Origin of the sequence: Streptomyces sp. A1277 (genome assembly GCF_004795015.1) — a bacterium.
Taxonomy (GTDB): Bacteria; Actinomycetota; Actinomycetes; order Streptomycetales; family Streptomycetaceae; genus Streptomyces.
In genome coordinates this window covers 36,674-54,738 of the sequence record NZ_SSBI01000011.1, presented here as the reverse complement: position 1 = coordinate 54,738, position 18,065 = coordinate 36,674, and the positions used below count along the sequence as shown (strand labels likewise).

Here is an 18,065-nt window from a genome sequence, read left to right as displayed (position 1 = left end):
GCAGTTGGGGAGGCTCCCGGAAGAATTGGTGGTCCCGAAGGGGACACGAAGCAACGCGCCTCATGGACGTCGATTGCAGACTTGAGGTTAACACTACCGGCTCCAACAAACATTCCCCCTCTCACTCACCGGCAATCACTTCTCGGCCTGCGGCCTCCCGCTCTGGGCCGCCAGCGGCAGGACGCTCGCCCCCTGCGCGTCGAGAGTGAGCCGGTTGGCCGCCCACCCCTCGCCCGCCAGTCGGGCGACCTTGTCGGCCGCACCGTCCTCGGCCAGTGCCAGCACCGTCGGACCGGCACCGGAGATGACCGCGGGGACGCCCTCGGCGCGCAGCCGGCCCACGAGTTCGACGCTCTCGGGCATGGCCGGTGCGCGGTAGTCCTGGTGCAGCCGGTCCTCGGTGGCCGTGAGCAGCAGTTCGGGGCGCCTGGTCAGGGCCTCGACGAGGAGGGCGGCACGGCCCGCGTTGAAGGCGGCGTCGACGTGCGGGACGGTGCGCGGCAGCAGTCCGCGGGCGGTTTCGGTGAGCACCGGCTTGCCGGGGACGAAAACCACCGGAACGATGGAATCGGCGGGATCCATCCTGATGGCGCGGGCCGACGCCCCGTCCATCCAGGCGAGCGTGAATCCGCCGAGCAGGCAGGCCGCGACGTTGTCGGGGTGGCCCTCGATCTCGGTCGCGAGCTCCAGCAGGGCCGCGTCGTCGAGGCGGGCGTCGCCGCCGGTCGTCACGGCACGGGCGGCGACGATGCCGGCGCAGATGGCGGCGGAGGACGAGCCGAGGCCGCGGCCGTGCGGGATGCGGTTGGCGCAGACGATCTCCAGGCCGCGCGGCTGTCCGCCGAGCAGGTCGAAGGCGGTGCGCAGGGACCGTACGAGCAGGTGCTTCTCGTCGCGGGGCAGGGTGTCCGCGCCCTCACCGGCGATGTCGATGTGCAGTCCGGAGTCGGCGACGCGGACGACGACGTCGTCGTACAGGCCGAGCGACAGGCCGAGGGCGTCGAAACCGGGGCCCAGGTTGGCGCTGGTCGCGGGGACGCGCACCCGGACGGCGGCGGCTCGGAAGGCGGGACCGGCCATCGCTGTGACGACTCTCCTTGTGAGGCGGCGGGGATTCGGGGCGCTGCGACTGCGGGGATGTGTTCGGGGGGAGCCGCAACGGTCCGGGCACCCCGGCAGATGTGGCGGGGCGGGTTGGGTACAGCTTATCGAAGGAAGGTTCTGTGGCGACATAGGGCGCACAGGAGGCGCACGATGCGTGTCGCCCGCCCGCGATGCGCTCTCCGGCCCGGAAAGGGCCGGTCGGGCGGTGTTTCTGACGAGGCGTCGCGCGCGTGGTGCCCCGGGGCCGTCGTACGACTGGCCCCGGGGACACCGTGGCTCACGCGGTTACGCGAGGCCCAGCTTCTCGGCGGCGGCGGCCGCGTCGACCGGGACGGTGACCGGCTGCGGGGCGCCCGCGACGGCCCAGTCCGGGTCCTTGAGGCCGTTTCCGGTCACCGTGCAGACGATCCGCTGCCCGGGGTCGACCTTGCCCTCTTCGGCGGCCTTGAGCAGCCCGGCGACGGACGCGGCCGATGCGGGCTCCACGAAGACGCCCTCCTGGGAGGCCAACAGCCGGTAGGCGGAGAGGATCTGACGGTCCGTGACCTCGTCGATGAAGCCGCCCGACTCGTCCCGCGCGGCGAGCGCGTAGTTCCAGGAGGCCGGGTTGCCGATCCGGATCGCGGTGGCGATGGTCGACGGGTCCTTGACGACCTCGCCGCGCACGATGGGCGCGGAGCCGGATGCCTGGAAGCCCCACATCCGCGGCTTGTGCGTGGACACGCCGTCCCCGGCGTACTCGGTGTAGCCCTTCCAGTACGCGGTGATGTTGCCCGCGTTGCCGACCGGGAGCACGTGGATGTCCGGGGCGTCGCCGAGCGCGTCCACGATCTCGAACGCGGCGGTCTTCTGGCCCTCGATGCGGACCGGGTTGACCGAATTGACCAGCGCCACCGGGTAGTTGTCCGAGAGCGAGCGGGCCAGCGTCAGGCAGTCGTCGAAGTTGCCGTCGACCTGGAGGATCTTGGCGCCGTGGACGAGCGCCTGGCCCATCTTGCCGAGCGCGATCTTGCCCTGCGGCACGAGGACGGCGCAGACCATGCCGGCCCGGACCGCGTACGCGGCGGCGGAGGCGGAGGTGTTGCCGGTGGAGGCGCAGATGACGGCCTGCGCGCCCTCCTCCTTGGCCCGGGTGATGGCCATGGTCATGCCGCGGTCCTTGAAGGACCCGGTGGGGTTGGCGCCCTCGACCTTGAGGTGCACCTCGCAGCCCGTGCGCTCGGAGAGGACCTGAGCGGGGACGAGCGGCGTACCGCCCTCACGGAGCGTGACGACCGGCGTCGTGCTCGTGACCGGGAGACGGTCCCGGTACTCCTCGATGATGCCGCGCCACTGGTGGGTGCCCTTGGTGGTCATGGGTCCTTACTCCCCTTCAACACGCATGATGCTGGCGACACCGCGCACGGTGTCGAGCTTGCGCAGCGCCTCGACGGTCCCGGAGAGGGCGGCGTCGGGCGCGCGGTGGGTGACGACGACGAGGGAAGCCTCGCCGCCGGATTCCTGACTGTCCGGCCGGCCCTTCTGACGGACCGTGTCGATGGATACGCCCTGCTCGGCGAAGACCGTCGCGACCTGGGCGAGCACGCCCGGCTTGTCGGCCACGTCGAGGCTGATGTGGTACCGCGTGACGACGTCGCCCATGGGGCTCACCGGCAGACGCGTGTACGCGGACTCGCCGGGCCCGGGGGCCTCGTTGAGTTTGTTGCGGCAGACGGCCACCAGGTCGCCGAGTACCGCGGACGCGGTGGGCGCACCGCCCGCGCCGGGCCCGTAGAACATGAGCTGCCCGGCCGCCTCGGCCTCCACGAACACCGCGTTGTACGCCTCGCGCACGGAGGCCAGCGGGTGGCTGAGCGGGATCATCGCGGGGTGCACGCGGGCCGTCACCGAGGCGCCGTCGGCGGCGCGCTCGCAGATGGCGAGGAGCTTGACGGTGCAGCCCATGCGGCGGGCGGACGCGATGTCGGCGGCGGTGACCTCGGTGATGCCCTCGCGGTGCACGTCACCGATCCGCACCCGGGTGTGGAAGGCGATGCCGGCCAGGATCGCGGCCTTGGCGGCGGCGTCGAAGCCCTCCACGTCGGCGGTGGGGTCCGCCTCCGCGTAGCCGAGGGCGGTGGCCTCGTCCAGCGCCTCGGAGTAGCCGGCGCCGCTGGTGTCCATCTTGTCGAGGATGAAGTTGGTGGTGCCGTTGACGATGCCGAGCACCCGGTTGACCTTGTCGCCGGCCAGGGACTCGCGCAGCGGGCGTACCAGCGGGATCGCGCCGGCCACGGCGGCCTCGTAGTAGAGGTCCCGGCCGTGCTGCTCGGCGGCGCCGTGCAGGGCGGCGCCGTCCTCGGCGAGCAGCGCCTTGTTGGCGGAGACGACGCTCGCGCCGTGCTCGAAGGCGGTGGTGATGAGCGTACGGGCGGGCTCGATGCCCCCGATGACCTCGATGACGACGTCGATGTCGCCCCGTTTGACCAGGGCGGTCGCGTCCGTGGTGATCAGGGCGGGGTCGATGCCCTCGCGCACCTTGGAGGGCCGGCGCACGGCGACACCGGCGAGCTCCACCGGCGCGCCGATGCGCGCGGCGAGGTCGTCGGCGTGCGTCGTCATGATGCGCGCCACCTCTGAGCCGACCACTCCACAGCCCAGCAGCGCCACCTTCAGCGGACGCGTACGCATCATCCGACCTCGTTTCCTTTACATCTGTTGTACGGACCAGTCTCACTCACCGGACGGGCGTTCCCGCCACCCGTCCGGATCCTGAGATGTTTACGGGGCTTCCGTGGTACGCCCCGAAAAATACGGCGTCAGCCGACGTCGAGGCGCAGGAGATCTTCCTCCGTCTCGCGCCGGACGATGACCCGTGCCGCCCCGTCCCGCACGGCGACGACCGGCGGGCGCAGGGCGTGGTTGTAGTTGCTCGCCATGGAGCGGCAGTACGCGCCGGTGGCGGGCACGGCGATCAGATCGCCGGGGGCCAGGTCGGACGGCAGGAAGGCGTCCTTCACCACGATGTCGCCGCTCTCACAGTGCTTGCCGACGACCCGGACGAGCATCGGCTCGGCGTCCGAGGTGCGCGAGACGAGCGCGACGCTGTACTCGGCGTCGTACAGCGCGGTGCGGATGTTGTCCGACATGCCGCCGTCGACGCTGACGTACGTCCGCAGCCCCTCCAGCGGCTTGATCGTGCCGACCTCGTACAGCGTGAAGGCGGTCGGCCCGACGATGGCGCGGCCGGGCTCGACGGAGATGCGGGGGGTGGCGAGCCCGGCGGCCTCGCACTCGCGGGTGACGATGTCGCCGAGCGACTTGGCGATCTCGCCCGGCTCGCGGGGGTCGTCCTCGGAGGTGTACGCGATGCCGAGGCCGCCGCCGAGGTCGATCTCGGGCAGTTCGACGCCGTGTTCGTCGCGCACCTCGGCGAGCAGCTGCACGACGCGGCGGGCGGAGACCTCGAAGCCGGCCATGTCGAAGATCTGGGAGCCGATGTGGGAGTGGATGCCGATGAGTTCGAGCCCGTCCAGGGTGAGCGCCCGGCGCACCGCTTCGGCGGCCTGTCCCCCGGCCAGCGCGATGCCGAACTTCTGGTCCTCGTGGGCGGTGGCGATGAACTCGTGGGTGTGCGCCTCGACGCCGACGGTCACCCGGATCTGGACGCGCTGGCGCTTGCCGAGCCGCTGTGCGATGTGCGCGACGCGGACGATCTCCTGGAAGGAGTCGAGGACGATGCGCCCGACGCCCGCCGCGACGGCCCGCTCGATCTCCTCGACCGTCTTGTTGTTGCCGTGGAAGGCGATGCGTTCGGCGGGCATCCCGGCGTCCAGCGCGGTGGTCAGCTCGCCGCCCGAGCAGACGTCGAGGTTGAGCCCCTCCTCCTTGAGCCAGCGCACGACGGCCCGGGACAGGAACGCCTTGCCGGCGTAGAAGACGTCGGCGCCGGGCCCGAAGGCGTCGGCCCAGGCGCGGCAGCGGGCCCGGAAGTCGGCCTCGTCCAGGAAGTAGGCCGGGGTGCCGAACTCCTCGGCGAGACGGGCGACTTCGATCCCGCCGACGGTCAGGGCGCCGTGCTCGTCCCGGGTGACGGTGCGGGACCACACCTTCTCGTCCAGGACGTTGAGGTCGTCGGCGGGGGCGGTGTAGTGGCCCTCCGCCATGACGTCGGCGTGACGGGGCCCGGCGGGGTGTGCGGATCGGCTCATGGTGTGGCTCTGCTCTCTCAAGTCTTCAGAGGTGTTCGGGCGCGCTGACGCCGAGCAGGGACAGGCCGCCGGCCAGCACCGTCCCGGCGGCTTCGGCGATGGCCAGCCGGGAGCGGTGGGCGGCCGAGGGTTTCTCGTCCCCGACGGGCAGCGGTGGGGCGGCGTCGTGGAAGTCGAAGAAGGCGCCCGCGACCGCTTCGAGGTGCCGGGCGAGCCGGTCGGGCGCGCGGTGCCGGGCGGCGGCGGCGAGCACGGCGGGGTGGTCGGCGAGCAGCGCGAGCAGGGCGGCGGACGCCTCGGTGGCGTCGATGTCCTCGCCGTCCCCCGGGACGACGACACCGAGCCGTCCCGCCTCCCGGACCACGGCACGGGTGCGGGCGTACGCGTAGCGGACCCGGAAGAGGGCGTTGGCCTCGGTCTGCACGATCAGCTCGGGACCGAGGGGCGCGTGGTCGTGCCCGGCGGGCCGGAGCAGCCCCCAGCGGGCGGCGTCGGGGCCGAGCCGGGTGAGCAGGGTCGCGGCGGTGTCCCCGGCGGGGACGGGGCGCACCGGGACGAGCGGCGTCCCGGGGGCGTCGGGCCCGTCGGCGGCGCGCCCGTAGGCGGCGACGCCGGACGCCGGCCGGTCCGCGCCGGGCCCGGCCGGCGGCTTCCCGTACGCGTCGGTGGCGACCCCGAGCCGAGCCCAGTCCGCGTCCGGCTCCCCCTCGCAGCTGAGGCGTACGACGGCCCCCTGGGCGGTCAGCAGCCGGCGGACCGCGTCGGCGGTGACGGCGGCCCGGACCTCGCGGGCGTGGACGACGCCCAGCCGCTGTCCGGCGAGGTCGTCCCCGTACCCGTACCGCTCCCCCTCCTCCCGCACCCGACGCACGATGTCGCGGTGGGCGGCGGCGCCGGCCGAGGCGTCGAGCGTGAAGTTCAGGAAGCCGGGGCCGGTGATCTCTACGCCTGCGATGCCGGGCGCTCCGGTGAGCCGGTCGCGGAGGATCTCGGCGACCTCGCGGGCGGGCAGTGCGGCGGGGCCGGCCAGCTGGAGGGCGACGGCGCTCGCGTAGTCGCCGCGCCCGCCGGGCCGTGTCCTCTCCACCCGTACGCGCGCGGGCACGGGCGCGCGCAAGGCGTCCTCACCGACCGCGCGGCGCACGGCGTGCAGCACGGTCGTGGAGAGGTCGACGGGGGTCACGGGACCAGCGTATGGGAGGGAGGGGGGCCTTTCGCGAACCGGTTTCGCCATGCGGTCAGCCATCGGGCCCGTCCGGCGGTTACGATCCCGCCGCACGGTCAGCCCGCGGCACTCTCCGCCCGCCCGGCACCCGGCCCGCCGTCCAGGACGGGCGGCCGCCCGCGCTCCATCAGCCGCCGCACGAGCCGCACCAGCTCGCTCGGTTCGAAGGGCTTGGCCAGGAACGCGTCGACACCGGCCGCGACCCCGTGGTCCACCTCGAACGGGGTGCAGGCGCTGATGATCGCGACGGGCAGTTGGCCCGTGCGCGGATCGGACCGGAGTCGGGTGGCCGTCTGAAGACCGTCCAGCCGCGGCATGACGACATCGAGCGTGATCACATCGGGGCGTACCCGGTGGACCAGATCCAGACACTCGACACCATCGCCCGCGGTCACGACCTCGAAGCCCTCAAGCTCAAGGTTGACCCTGATCAACTGCCGGATGACCTTGTTGTCGTCGACAACAAGCACGCGGCCGCATGCCCCTGACACCCTTCGAGAGTAGGTGGGCCGGAGGGGCTGCGTCCGGGTTTTGCCCACTTCCGTCCCCGGACGGGGGGCGGTGAGGATGGCCGGATGTGTGTGCGAGGGGTCTCCCGGCGTCGCCCGATGACGCGGAATACCTGTTCACGGGCACCCCGTCGGAGCTGGTAGTGTTTCACCCGTCGCAGAGCAGCACAGCGATACGCCCCCGTAGCTCAGGGGATAGAGCATCGGCCTCCGGAGCCGGGTGCGCAGGTTCGAATCCTGCCGGGGGCACTTCGCGAGAAGTGCTAAAGAAGCCTCTGACCTGCAGAAATGCAAGTCAGAGGCTTTCTTGTTCCATGCCGGAGGATCCGTGGTCCCCGGCCTTTTCCCCGGTTACCGCCAGGCACGGACAAGGTCGTCCGGGCCCCAGTGGGCCGCCAGAGGCAGATCGCCCTCGACACCGCAACGGGACACCGCGACCAGCGCCGTGTCCGGCCCCGCCCCGGGCACGGCGAGCATGTCCCGTACCAGGGCGTCGTACTCACGACGGCCGAACGGCTGCGACTCCAGCCACTTCACCGAGCCGATGAAGTGGACCTGCCCCGCCACGGGTTCACGGTCGGTTCCGATCAGGTCGATCTCCGGGTTGTTCTGCCGGTTCCACCAGCCCCCGACCGCCTCCGTCCGCGGCCACCTCTCATCGGGCAGCAACCGCAGCAGCGACTCGCGGACGACCGGCTCGACGGCCCGGCCCCGCCAGGTCGTCCACGACCGCTCGATGCGCTCCAGTGCCAGATCACCACGGCCACGCTCGATGAGCGGGATCCCGCGCTGGAGGAAGGCCAGCCAGAACCGGAGATACGGATCGGCGATCCGGTAGCGCTTGTTCTTGCTGTCCGCCTTGACGGAGAGCGGCAGCTCAGCGGCCAGGACGCGCTTGGCCAGCAGCGTGTTCAACAACGGAGACAGCGTGCCCGAGGGCAGCGCGCCCGCACCGCCGGCCTGTGCGGCAATGGTGGAAAAGGTCCGCTCGCCACTGCCGACCGCTTCCAGGATCGCGCGCGAGTGGGATGCCTCGGGAAACTCCCCCAGCAGCGACAGTTCGCCCGCCACCAACAGCGGCGCAAGCGGGTTGGACACAGCCTCGCGCAGGAAGTCCCTGGGACCCATCCCCGGCCGCCAGGACTGAACGATCTCCGGGAACCCTCCGGTGATCAGCAGCGCGTCCACCGCTTCCGCCGCGTCGAGCCCGGTCATCGCCTGCACATCGGCCAGATGCAGCGGCTGTACGGTCATCTTGGCCGCCCGGCCGAAAAATGGGCGCCCATAGGACTGCAGCGCCTCCATCACCGACATGTCACTGCCGACCAGGATCAACAGGACGGGCTTGGCGGACAGGTGCCGGTCCCAGACCGTCTGCAGCGCCCCCTCGAACTCCCCGTCCTGCTCCACCAGCCACGGCACCTCGTCGAGCACCGCGATGCTCGGGACATCGTCCGGAACCGCGACCGCCAGGGAGCGCAGCGCCTGATTCCAGTCGGAAGCCTGCAGCCCGGCCACCAGATCGGCCCCGGGAAGAGGGGAGTGCGCCAGCGTCGCGGCGAAGTCCGCCCGCTCGGCCACGGCATTGCGTCCCCGGGTCGCTTGGAAGACCGCGTAGGGAAGCTCGGAACGGTCGCAGAACTCCTGGACCAGACGAGACTTGCCCACCCGGCGCCGGCCCGTCACGATCACGGCCTGGCCACGGGTGGCACCCGTACCGCCGACGACCAGGCCCAGCTGCCGAGCCAGCTGATCCAGGTCGGCGGACCTGCCCTTGAACTGCATCAGAGCCCCAACCTAAATTTTATAAAACATAGATTCGATATTACGTAGATTGAATCTTACTTAGGTTAGCTCGCTTCTGCTGCCGTCGTCGGCAGCCCCGCCGAGACGACGGGTCGGGAATCCGCAAGCACAGGGCCGCACCTCGCCGCGTGCGGCCCTCTGTCCCGCAGTCCACCGTCAGAGCGGCAGGTCCAGTTCGGCCGCGACCGTCTTGCCGACGCAGGCGCGGTCCAGCACCTCCCACCGGTCGGCGAGCGCGCCCACCAGGAGCAGCCCCCGGCCCTCCTCGGCGAGCGGGGCGGGCTCGGCCACGCTCCCGGCGGGCGGGCGGCGTTCGCCCCGGGCGTCGGAGACCTCGATACGGAGGGTGCGGCCGGTGAGCCGGACGACCAGCTCGAAGTCCCGGCCGGGAACGCGGCCGTGCGTGACGGCGTTGGCGGCGAGTTCGGCAACGAGCACGGCGACGGTGTCGGATGCCGTGGTGCCGTGCGGCACGCCCCAGGCGTCGAGCTGGTGCAGGGCGAGCCGCCGGGCGAGCCGGGCGCCGCGCGGGGTGGAGCTGAAGCGCTGGGTGAACACGCTTGCGGTGGCCGGGGCTTGGGGGGCGACCGCGATGGGCAGTGGTGTCATGCCCCCAATCTGGCGGTACGTCCACACCGCGCACCAGTGATCAGACGCGTACTCAGGGTGAGCGTACGCACTCAGGGTGTCCGCATCAGCCCCCGGAGCCCGGCGACGCGGGCCGCGACCCCATGGGCGCCGTCCGGCGTCACGGACGGTGCGTGCGAGACCCGGCACGGGCGGCAGAGGCCGTCGGGGAGGGCGGCCGCCGGGCCGGGGCGACCGCATGCGACGCACTCCACCCGGAGCCCGCTCGCGGGGCCCGTCGCGTCCGGCAGGTGCGGCGGCATCTTGTCGGTGAGGCGGCGGCGCACCAGGCCGAGCGGGTGCGTGACGGCCTCCGGCAGCCCGGCGGTGAGCGCCGACGTCAGGTGCTCGGCACCGACACCGCGTGCGAACCAGGCGGCGGCGAGCGGTTCCAGGGCGGCGCAGTCGGCGGCGGAGAGCGCCAGGCGGGGTTCGCGACGGCCGAGTCCGGCGAGGGCGAGGTAGGCGGCGGAGGGCGGGACGGCCGGGTCCGGCCGCGCGGGCGGCGGCTCGGGGGCGGTGCGCTCGGCGGTGCGCTCGGGGGCGGGGCGCTGCGGGGGCACGTCCACCGGGTCCGCGTCCGGGGCGGCGGCCGTGCCGGAGAGCGCGGTGATCCACCACTCGTTGTCGCGGGCGGTCCGGGACCAGTAGGTGTACGTCACCCAGCGGCACGTGCCGCCCCCTTCGACCCGCCGCCGTACGCGGCGCAGGTGTCCGGCCACGGCGAGGGCGCGCAGGGCGGTGCCGATGGCCATCTGGCCGTACAGGGGGAGGTCTTTGGCCAGCGACTTGATGTCCATGGCGGCACCGTCGGGAAGGCGGTCGACGTAAGCCGCGACGTACCGCTCACGCTCGGGCAGGGCGGCGAAGTCGGCGGGGCGGGAGGGGCCTTGACCGGGGACGGCCCGCTTGCCGTAGCCGGTACGGGCCGTGCGGTGCGGGCGCGGGGCTTCGGGCGCGGAGGGGGCGGGGCTAAAGTGCTGGGCAGCCATGAGATCGGTCTTTCATTGGGTGTCGATCTTGGGTCAGACCCCGGCCGGTGCGACAACACCGCGTCGGGGTCGTTTCGTTGGGGGCACCGTAAGCAGTCGCGACTTTCCGCTGCAACTCGCTCACTATTAGTCATACTTGCTGGCCGTGACGGGGTCGGGAGGGTGGGAGGGTTTCCCCTTCCCGCCCTCCCCGCCGGATGGAAAACACCGCTTGGGTCTCGGATCTCGAAGCCCAAGGACACCCCGAACACACCGCCCGGGACCCAAGACCCGAGACCCGAGACCCGACCGTGCGGCCGGAACGCACAGGTGGTCGATGCCCCGGCACGGCACTTCGCACGCAACGCCGAAATCCCCGTTTGCACCAGGCCCGCAGCGCGTACGCTGCGTCAGCGTACGCACACGCCTGGTGGACAGTACGTAACCCCCGCCTCGACCATGACACCGAGTCAGAAGCGGTACGACGGGGTGCGGCGCGAAAGGTGGCCACGATGGCCTACGGGAACACGGACGGCGGTACGGGATCTGCGGGCGGTACGGAGCCGGGGGCTTCGGACAGTCTGCGTACGTTCGGCGCGGTCGTCCATGCCCTACGCGAGCACGCGGGCCTGAGCCGCGAGGAGTTCGGCAAACTGGTCGGCTACTCGAAGCACACGATCGCCTCCATCGAGCAGGGCCGCCGCATGCCGGACCGAGGCTTCGTGGAGAGCGCGGAGCCTGTGCTCGGTGACACGGGTGCCCTTCGCAAGGCCGCACCGTATCTGACCCGGCAGGCCGGTCTCGCGAGTTGGTTCGTGCAGTGGGCACGCCTGGAGGCGACGGCGATCAGCCTCTACACGTACGAATGCCGGGTGATCCCGGGCCTGTTGCAGACCGAGGCGTACGCGCGTGCCGTCTCCCTCGACGTCCCGCCCCTGCCGGACCCGGAGGAGCTGGAAGAGCGGATCGCGGCGCGGATGGCCCGTCAGGAACTGCTATCCGTCAGCCGAAAGCCTCCGACCGCGTTCAGCTTCATCGTAGAGCAGTCGGTGCTGGAGCGGCACACGGGCGGGGACGACGTCACGCGTGAACTCCTTGATCACCTGATCGAGTTGATCGAGGGGAACTGGAACGTTGAGTTTCAGATCATGCCTACGCGACGGGTATCGCATGCCGGGCTTGACGGACCACTCCAGTTGGCCGAAACGCCCGAGCACCGCTGGTTCGCCTACTCGGAGGGCCAGAAGAACGGGCGGCTGATCTCCGATCCGAAGGAGATCAGCGTGCTCCAGCAGCGTTATGCGAAACTGCGCTCACAGGCTCTGACGCCCGAGGACTCGCTGAGCCTGCTGAAGCGAATGCGAGGAGCGCTATGAGCACGTCCGGCCTGACCTGGTTCAAGAGCAGTTACAGCGGCTCCGAGGGGGACAGCTGCGTCGAGGTGGCGATGGACTGGCGCAAGTCGAGCTACAGCGGTTCCGACGGCGACGCCTGCGTCGAGGTGGCAATGGATTGGCACAAGTCCAGCCACAGCGGCTCCCAGGGCGATGACTGCGTCGAGGTCGCCACCTGCCCCGCCGCCGTCCACGTTCGGGACTCCAAGGACCAGCACAGCCCCGAACTCGCCCTCTCCCCCGCCGCGTGGGGCGAGTTCGTCACGTACGCCGCCCGGGGCTGAGCCCCAAGCCGTGCCCCGCACCGGTCGACTCCGGTGCGGGGCACAGTCGTACGTGCCGCGTCAGGCGACCGGCAGCCCCGGCGCCGGGTACCCGCCCATCAGCTCCTTCACCTCGGCCCGCACCGCGCCGATCGTGGCCTCGTCGCCCGCGCGGGCGGCCGTGATCACGCGGTCGATCCACCCCGCGACGGCCGCCATCTCCGACCCGGGGACGCCCCGCGAGGTGAGCGCCGGGGTGCCGATGCGGATGCCGGAGGGGTCGAAGGGCTTGCGGGGGTCGTAAGGGACGGCGTTGTAGTTGACGACGATGCCGGCCCGGTCGAGGGCCTTGGCGGCGGTCTTGCCGGGGATGTCCTTGCTGGTGAGGTCCACCAGGAGCAGGTGGTTGTCGGTGCCGCCGGAGACCAGGTCGAAGCCCCGGGCGGCCAGCTCCTCGCCCAGCGCGCGGGCGTTGGCGACCACGCTGTGGGCGTAGGAGCAGAACGCCGGGGTGGCCGCCTCGTTCAGCGCGACGCCGATCGCGGCCGTGGTCTGGTTGTGCGGGCCGCCCTGGAGGCCGGGGAAGACGGCGCGGTCGAGGGCGCGGGCGTGCTCGGCGCGGCTGAGCAGCATCGCGCCGCGCGGGCCGCGCAGGGTCTTGTGGGTGGTGGTGGAGACGACGTCCACGTGCGGGGCGGGCGAGGGGTGGGCGCCGCCCGCGATCAGGCCCGCGATGTGGGCGATGTCGGCGACCAGGACCGCGCCCACCTCACGGGCGATCTCCGCGAAGCCCGCGAAGTCGATCTCGCGGGGCACGGCGGTGCCGCCGCAGAAGATCAGCTTCGGCCGCTCGGCGAGGGCCAGGTCGCGGACCTCGTCCAGGTCGACGCGGCCGGTGTCGCGGCGCACGCCGTACTGGACGCCGTTGAACCAGGTGCCGGTGGCCGAGACGCCCCAGCCGTGCGTGAGGTGGCCGCCCATCGGCAGGGACATGCCGAGCACGGTGTCGCCGGGCTTGAGGAAGGCCAGGTAGACGGCGAGGTTGGCCGGTGAGCCGGAGTAGGGCTGCACATTCGCGTGGTCCATGCCGAACAGGGTCCGGGCGCGCTCGGCGGCCAGCGTCTCGACCTGGTCGATGATCTGCTGGCCCTCGTAGTAGCGCTTGCCCGGGTAGCCCTCGGAGTACTTGTTCTGGAGCACCGTGCCGGACGCTTCGAGCACGGCGGCGGAGACGTAGTTCTCGCTGGGGATCAGGCGCAGGGTGTCGGCCTGGAGCTGTTCCTCGGCGGCCACGAGGGCGGCGAGTTCCGGATCGGCTGCCGCCAGGGCGGGGTGGCGGGGCTGTGCGGGTACGGACGCGGTCACGGGTTCCTCCCGGGTCGGTCGCATGGCTGCGGCGTGGACCCGGATGCCCAGGCGGACGGCTCTCCGGCGATGACGCCCCCGGGCGCGCCCGGGGGTGTGCCGCTCCCTCGTGGTCGATTCCACTGAGCACCCCGCGAGGAGTGCGCGCCAGTCGCGGCGCCTCGCACCCTACCCGGCGCCCGCACACGGACCAAGGCCCGGTTCTCGGTACCGGCGGTCTCTCGCGGCACTATGGTCACTCGGGCGAGCACATACACGTCTGGCATATGCAGAACACCTCGATCCGACGCGGAATTCGGCAATCGACCGCAGTCGGTCGTCGCGGGCCCGGGTATCGAGCGCACGTGCGGAAAGGATGTCTGTGGAAGTCGGCACTCGGCTGTCCGGAGGGGGACGCATGCGGGGGCATGAGCACAGCAGCAACGATCTGAGCGGTACGGTGCACGGCTTCGTGGTGCAAGCGGGGAACGTGCACGGCGGCATCCATGTGGCCGGGGCCGATGCGCGGGAAGAGGTGCCATTGCCCTGGCAGTTACCACCCTCGGTCCGCATCACGGACCGCACGGACGAGCTCCGTGCCCTGGAGGCGCACCGGTGCCGGGCCGCGGAGGGCGGGCATTCCACGCTGGCGGCGGTGAGCGGGCTGGGCGGGGTGGGGAAGACCGCGGTCGCGCTGGCCTGGCTGCACACCCTTCGCCCGCACTTCCCCGGCGGTCAGCTGTACGCCGATCTGGGCGCGCAGGCACCGGGCGGACCCGCCGACCCCGGTGAGGTGGTGGGACGGTTCCTGAGGGCTCTGGGCGTACCCACCGGCCAGGTGCCGCCGGCGCTGGGCGAACGGGTCGCGCTCTACCGGTCATTGACCGCCGACCGGCGGCTCGTGGTGCTGCTGGACGACGCCGCGACCGCGGCCCAGGTGCGGCCCCTGTTACCGGCCGGGCGGTGTGTGACGGCGGTGACCAGTCGTCGGCGAATGCCGGGACTGAGCCTCGACGGGGGCCATGTGATCCATCTGGAGCCTCTCTCCACCGAGGCGGCGGTCGAACTTCTCGACGCGACCCTCGCCGACGGCCGGGTCGCCGCCCAGCCCGAGGAGGCACGAGCCCTCGTCGTGCTCTGCGCGGGGCTGCCGCTCGCGGTGCGGATCGCCGGGGCGCGGCTGGCGGCCCGCCCCCGGCAGGGCATCACCACGATGGTCCGCGCCCTGTCCGAGGAGCACGAACGGCTGAAGGCCCTGGCCATAGAGGGCGACTACGACGTGCGGGCGGCACTGGGCCTCTCCTACCAGGGCCTGCCGCCCACGGCTGCCCGCCTCTACCGGCTGCTCGGGCTCCACCCGGGCCGCGAATTCGGCGCCCCGGTGGCCCGGGCGCTGCTGGGCGGGGATGCCGTCGAGGCGCTCGACGCGTTGCACGACGCGAATCTGCTCGTCGATGTCGCCGGAGCATCGGGCGGCGAGCGCTACCGGTTCCACGATCTGGTGCGACTGCATGCCGCCGCACAGGCCGCGCAGGAGGAGAGCGGCGACGAGCGGGCCGCCGCCCTGCTCCGCATCGGTCACCACTATCTCGCCAACACCGGCCGGGCCGAGGAGATCATCGAGCCCGGACGCTCCTCTCTGGAACGGGCCTTCGAGCCGGAATCCGTCGTGGAGGAGGACCTCGACCCCGTGGGCGGGCAGACGGAGGCGGAGGCAGCGCTGAACTGGCTGGAGCGGGAACTGCCCAACCTGATGGCAGTGGTCCGCCTCGCGCGCCCGATGGGCGCCCCGGAGCTGGCCTGGGGGCTCACCGACGCGTTGTGGCCGCTGTTTCCGCGTCGCAAGCTCTACGGGGAGTGGCACGAGGCGCATCGGGAGGGGTTGCTGGCCGCCGAGGAGGCGGGGAACGAGGAGGCCGCCTGCCGGATGCTGACCTCCGGCGCCCTGGGGAAGCTCGCCACGGGCGACCACGCCGAGGGGCTGGCGATGTTCGAGCGGGCCGCCGCCTCCTTCCTGGAGCGCGGCGACGCCCTCGGGCATGCCCGGACGCTGAACTATCAAGGGCTGGCCCATCAGCGGCTCGGGCAGCAGGACCACGCGGCTGAACTCTTCGCCCGCGCGGCGGCCGAACTTCCTGCCTGCGGAGACCTCCGGGCCGGCGCCCTGGCCCGGTTCAACCTGGCAGATGTCGCCCTGGCCCAGGGCCGGTACGGGGATGCCGTCGTCAACGCCGAAGCCGCCCGCCTCACCCTGGAGGCGGCCGGCGACACGTACAACGCCGCGCGGGCCGCCGGCTTGACCGGGCGCGCCTGCGTGGGTCTGGGCAGGCTCGACCGGGCGGAGTCGGAGCTGTCGGCGGCGCTGTCCGCGCTGCGGGCCGAGGGGGCCGGGTTCGAGGCTGCCCACGTGCTCGGGGGCCTGGCTCGGCTCTCCGAGCGGCGCGGGCAGCCTTGGCAAGCCCGTCAGTACTACCGCAAGGCGCTGTCTCTGTACTCCTCCGCCAGCCGGTCGCAGTCAGCGGCGGCAGAGGAGGTGCGGGCCAGACTCAGTGCGCTGGAGCCGCCGGAAGCGGTGCCCGGGGCTCCGGACCTCGAAGCCCCGGGGCCGGCAGCGGCCGAGGACCTCCAGGGCGGCGATGCCTCCGGCCCGTAGCCGTGCACGGTCCTCACGACCCGTACGACGGCCGGGTCGAACGCGTCCGGGTCCAGGCCCGCCACCAACCAGACGTGCGCGACCGAGGCACAGACCGCCCATGACTGCACCGGCCACCCCGGCTCATGGACCAGCAGTCGCGGCCGGCCTCCGAACCGCAGCCAGCAGCAGCGCCCCCGGTACACAGCCACTACCAGGGCGCCGGGGTGGCGATCGGCGAGCCCAGCCGCGTACCGGACGGGGTCCTCGTGCGGCGGACGTCCCGCGGAGGGGAATCCCACGGATGGGAGTTCCGCCACCAGGACGTCAGCCAGCAGCGGCATCGGGGGCGGCGTCGAGAGCCGGACGCGCAGGTGCTCGTCGACGTCCCGCAGCGTGCCGTCCGGATACAGCAGGGTGGCTCCGGTACGGCGGACTCCCCGCTGCGGAACATCCTCTGTGAGCCGTACGGTCGTCGCGCTCATCAGGCCGGTCCCCTCGCGTCGTGCCGCACCGTTACCGGCAGCGGCGCGTGGTCCGTACGCGGCCGGACGGCAGGGGCACGCAGCCGGAGCTTGCGGTAGATCAGAGCCCGCATCCTGACCGCGAACCGCCCCGGCTCCGAGGTGATCCGGGCCGCCACCTGTTCGTACCGTTCGGCACGGTGGGTCGACGCGGCGCGGATGAGCTGGCGGTCCAGGGGGCGGCCGACGTGCAGCCTCGGGGCGAACGAGGCCAGTTCGGCGGCGGGCGAGGCGGGGTCCAGGTCGCCCTCCGGGACGCTGCCCATGAGGACGGGGACGCCGGTCATCGCCCCGTAGAGCGTCACGGAGCCGTGGTCCCCGACGATGTGGTCGGCGGCGACCAGTGCCCCGACCCAGTCGGCGTACTGGCTGATCACCAACAGCCCGGAGCGTCCGAGCCCCGCGAGCCAGCTGCGGATCTGCCATGCGCCGTGGGCGTTCCAGACGTGTGGATGGAGCAGAAGTGCGACCCGGAATCCCTCCCGGGGCAGCTCCTCGACCAGCCGTTCCAGCAGCTCCCACTGCTGGCCGAGGAGAGAGCCCGGCCCCCAGGTGGAGCAGGCCAAGACCAGTTGCTGCCGCGTCCCGACCCCCAGGGAGTCACGGTAGAGAGCCCGCTGCGGCAGGCTCACGGTGATCCGGTCGAAGCACGGGTCGCCGACCACCTCGGCGGCAGGCAGGGCCTCGGGGCATTCGCGGCCGAGACGGGCCATGTCCTCGTGGTGGGCGAGCACGATCGATTCGGGCACCAGCCGGCCGTCCTGGATCAGCCACTGCCGGTTGAGTCCGTAGATCCCGCGTCCGGCGACCCGGCGGCCGCGCTGTCCGGCGGGGATCAGCTTGTTGTGCCCGGCGCCGTGCGGCAGCACGATCACCGGGGCGTGCAATTCCCCCAGTCCGCCGTGGGCGGCCGCCAGTGCCAGGTCGAAGGGCATCTGGACCACCTGGTGCCAGGGCAGCACCAGACCGCCCAGTTGTTCCAGGAAGTGGTCCACCCCGTGGCTGAACACATCGGGCGCCTGGGTGAAGAACACCTGTAACCGCGCGTCACCCTCCAGCAGTCGCACGGCTTCGAGCAGCCGCTGTCCCGCTGTGACGGTGTGCACCACGGCCAGGACCTTCCTGCGCGTCCGCCGGGTGGCCCAGCGTTCGACGTCCAAGCGCACCGGTACAAGAGGCCGGTGGGAGTCCGACATGGTCAAGGTCATCTGATCAGTCCCCGTTTCCGTCGCCGCGGGCCGACCGGCCCGCGGAGGCCGCGGCTGGTGGCGGCCCGGCACGCTTCTGCCCATGGAGGTGGACGGACGACTTGCAGGAATCCTGCGTTCCAGCTGTGCGGAGAAGTGCGCTGCGCCATGCGCCCCACTCGCGCCCCCATGCGCTCTGGTCCGGGCCGGTGGCTCAGGGAACAGTGGACTGTTCCGCACAGACGTGCGGGCGCTGCCGGCGGCGGCAGGAAGTGGCGCACCCATCGGG

Annotated in this window: 14 protein-coding genes and 1 tRNA gene; 4 read left to right on the top strand and 11 right to left on the bottom strand. The window is 72.2% G+C overall.

Translation table 11 applies throughout. From position 1 onward, the window contains the following. Positions 1-135: 135 nt before the first annotated feature. The 6 genes from thrB to E6R18_RS09865 form a co-directional block, all read right to left on the bottom strand. Complete coding sequence (thrB, locus tag E6R18_RS09890; RefSeq protein WP_136316488.1) at positions 136-1,080, bottom strand: homoserine kinase; 945 nt, start codon at positions 1,078-1,080, stop codon at positions 136-138. Positions 1,081-1,389: 309 nt separating this feature from the next. Then, a complete protein-coding gene (gene thrC, locus E6R18_RS09885) occupies positions 1,390-2,460 on the bottom strand; it encodes a threonine synthase (RefSeq protein ID WP_136316487.1) in 1,071 nt (356 codons plus the stop codon). Positions 2,461-2,466: 6 nt separating this feature from the next. Beyond that, positions 2,467-3,777, bottom strand: coding sequence for a homoserine dehydrogenase (locus E6R18_RS09880; RefSeq protein WP_206308252.1), 1,311 nt, complete (start codon positions 3,775-3,777; stop codon positions 2,467-2,469). A gap of 125 nt (positions 3,778-3,902) precedes the next feature. Further along, on the bottom strand, positions 3,903-5,294 hold the full coding sequence (gene lysA / locus E6R18_RS09875) for a diaminopimelate decarboxylase (protein WP_136316486.1): 1,392 nt from the start codon (positions 5,292-5,294) through the stop codon (positions 3,903-3,905). 25 nt (positions 5,295-5,319) lie between these two features. Then, entirely contained in the window at positions 5,320-6,477 is a 1,158-nt protein-coding gene (gene nrtL / locus E6R18_RS09870) for an ArgS-related anticodon-binding protein NrtL (protein WP_136316485.1), read from the bottom strand. A 98-nt stretch (positions 6,478-6,575) separates the two neighbouring features. Next, positions 6,576-6,989 carry a response regulator gene (locus tag E6R18_RS09865; protein ID WP_136316484.1) on the bottom strand — a complete coding sequence of 138 codons (414 nt, stop codon included), beginning with the start codon at positions 6,987-6,989 and terminating at the stop codon, positions 6,576-6,578. Between the two features lie 216 nt (positions 6,990-7,205). Here E6R18_RS09865 and E6R18_RS09860 point away from each other — a divergent pair. Continuing rightward, positions 7,206-7,277: transfer RNA gene (locus E6R18_RS09860), tRNA-Arg, on the top strand. A 102-nt stretch (positions 7,278-7,379) separates the two neighbouring features. Here the strand turns inward: E6R18_RS09860 and E6R18_RS09855 are convergent. From E6R18_RS09855 to E6R18_RS09845, 3 genes are all read right to left on the bottom strand, one after another. Further along, a complete protein-coding gene (locus tag E6R18_RS09855; protein ID WP_136316483.1) occupies positions 7,380-8,813 on the bottom strand; it encodes an ATP-binding protein in 1,434 nt (477 codons plus the stop codon). A gap of 177 nt (positions 8,814-8,990) precedes the next feature. Further along, positions 8,991-9,443: an ATP-binding protein gene (locus E6R18_RS09850; protein WP_136316482.1), complete on the bottom strand. Its 453-nt coding sequence runs from the start codon at positions 9,441-9,443 to the stop codon at positions 8,991-8,993. 71 nt (positions 9,444-9,514) lie between these two features. Next, positions 9,515-10,453, bottom strand: a complete 939-nt coding sequence (locus E6R18_RS09845) for a MarR family transcriptional regulator (RefSeq protein WP_136316481.1) — start codon at positions 10,451-10,453, stop codon at positions 9,515-9,517. A gap of 491 nt (positions 10,454-10,944) precedes the next feature. On the opposite strand from E6R18_RS09845, the gene E6R18_RS09840 reads away from it, so the two are divergent. Next, the gene (locus E6R18_RS09840; protein ID WP_136316480.1) at positions 10,945-11,808 is read left to right on the top strand and encodes a helix-turn-helix transcriptional regulator; all 864 of its coding nucleotides are present in this window, start codon (positions 10,945-10,947) and stop codon (positions 11,806-11,808) included. Further along, the gene (locus E6R18_RS09835; protein ID WP_136316479.1) at positions 11,805-12,110 is read left to right on the top strand and encodes a DUF397 domain-containing protein; all 306 of its coding nucleotides are present in this window, start codon (positions 11,805-11,807) and stop codon (positions 12,108-12,110) included. The genes E6R18_RS09840 and E6R18_RS09835 overlap by 4 nt, the downstream gene beginning before the upstream one ends. A gap of 60 nt (positions 12,111-12,170) precedes the next feature. Here the strand turns inward: E6R18_RS09835 and glyA are convergent, their stop codons facing one another. Beyond that, entirely contained in the window at positions 12,171-13,454 is a 1,284-nt protein-coding gene (glyA, locus tag E6R18_RS09830; RefSeq protein WP_240799677.1) for a serine hydroxymethyltransferase, read from the bottom strand. A 397-nt stretch (positions 13,455-13,851) separates the two neighbouring features. Here glyA and E6R18_RS09825 point away from each other — a divergent pair, with 397 nt between their 5' ends. After that, positions 13,852-16,086, top strand: coding sequence for an NB-ARC domain-containing protein (locus tag E6R18_RS09825; protein ID WP_136316477.1), 2,235 nt, complete (start codon positions 13,852-13,854; stop codon positions 16,084-16,086). A gap of 463 nt (positions 16,087-16,549) precedes the next feature. On the opposite strand, the gene E6R18_RS09820 is transcribed toward E6R18_RS09825, so the two are convergent. Continuing rightward, positions 16,550-17,797, bottom strand: a complete 1,248-nt coding sequence (locus E6R18_RS09820; RefSeq protein WP_136316476.1) for a hypothetical protein — start codon at positions 17,795-17,797, stop codon at positions 16,550-16,552. Positions 17,798-18,065 lie beyond the last annotated feature (268 nt).

Excerpts from the sequence above, each read along its gene's own strand:
- thrB (WP_136316488.1), bottom strand. The coding sequence starts at position 1,080 with ATGGCCGGTCCCGCCTTCCGAGCCGCCGCCGTCCGGGTGCGCGTCCCC.
- thrC (WP_136316487.1), bottom strand. The coding sequence starts at position 2,460 with ATGACCACCAAGGGCACCCACCAGTGGCGCGGCATCATCGAGGAGTAC.
- E6R18_RS09880 (WP_206308252.1), bottom strand. The coding sequence starts at position 3,777 with ATGATGCGTACGCGTCCGCTGAAGGTGGCGCTGCTGGGCTGTGGAGTG.
- lysA (WP_136316486.1), bottom strand. The coding sequence starts at position 5,294 with ATGAGCCGATCCGCACACCCCGCCGGGCCCCGTCACGCCGACGTCATG.
- E6R18_RS09855 (WP_136316483.1), bottom strand. The coding sequence starts at position 8,813 with ATGCAGTTCAAGGGCAGGTCCGCCGACCTGGATCAGCTGGCTCGGCAG.
- E6R18_RS09850 (WP_136316482.1), bottom strand. The coding sequence starts at position 9,443 with ATGACACCACTGCCCATCGCGGTCGCCCCCCAAGCCCCGGCCACCGCA.
- E6R18_RS09845 (WP_136316481.1), bottom strand. The coding sequence starts at position 10,453 with ATGGCTGCCCAGCACTTTAGCCCCGCCCCCTCCGCGCCCGAAGCCCCG.
- E6R18_RS09840 (WP_136316480.1), top strand. The coding sequence starts at position 10,945 with ATGGCCTACGGGAACACGGACGGCGGTACGGGATCTGCGGGCGGTACG.
- E6R18_RS09835 (WP_136316479.1), top strand. The coding sequence starts at position 11,805 with ATGAGCACGTCCGGCCTGACCTGGTTCAAGAGCAGTTACAGCGGCTCC.
- E6R18_RS09825 (WP_136316477.1), top strand. The coding sequence starts at position 13,852 with ATGCGGGGGCATGAGCACAGCAGCAACGATCTGAGCGGTACGGTGCAC.
- E6R18_RS09820 (WP_136316476.1), bottom strand. The coding sequence starts at position 17,797 with ATGACCTTGACCATGTCGGACTCCCACCGGCCTCTTGTACCGGTGCGC.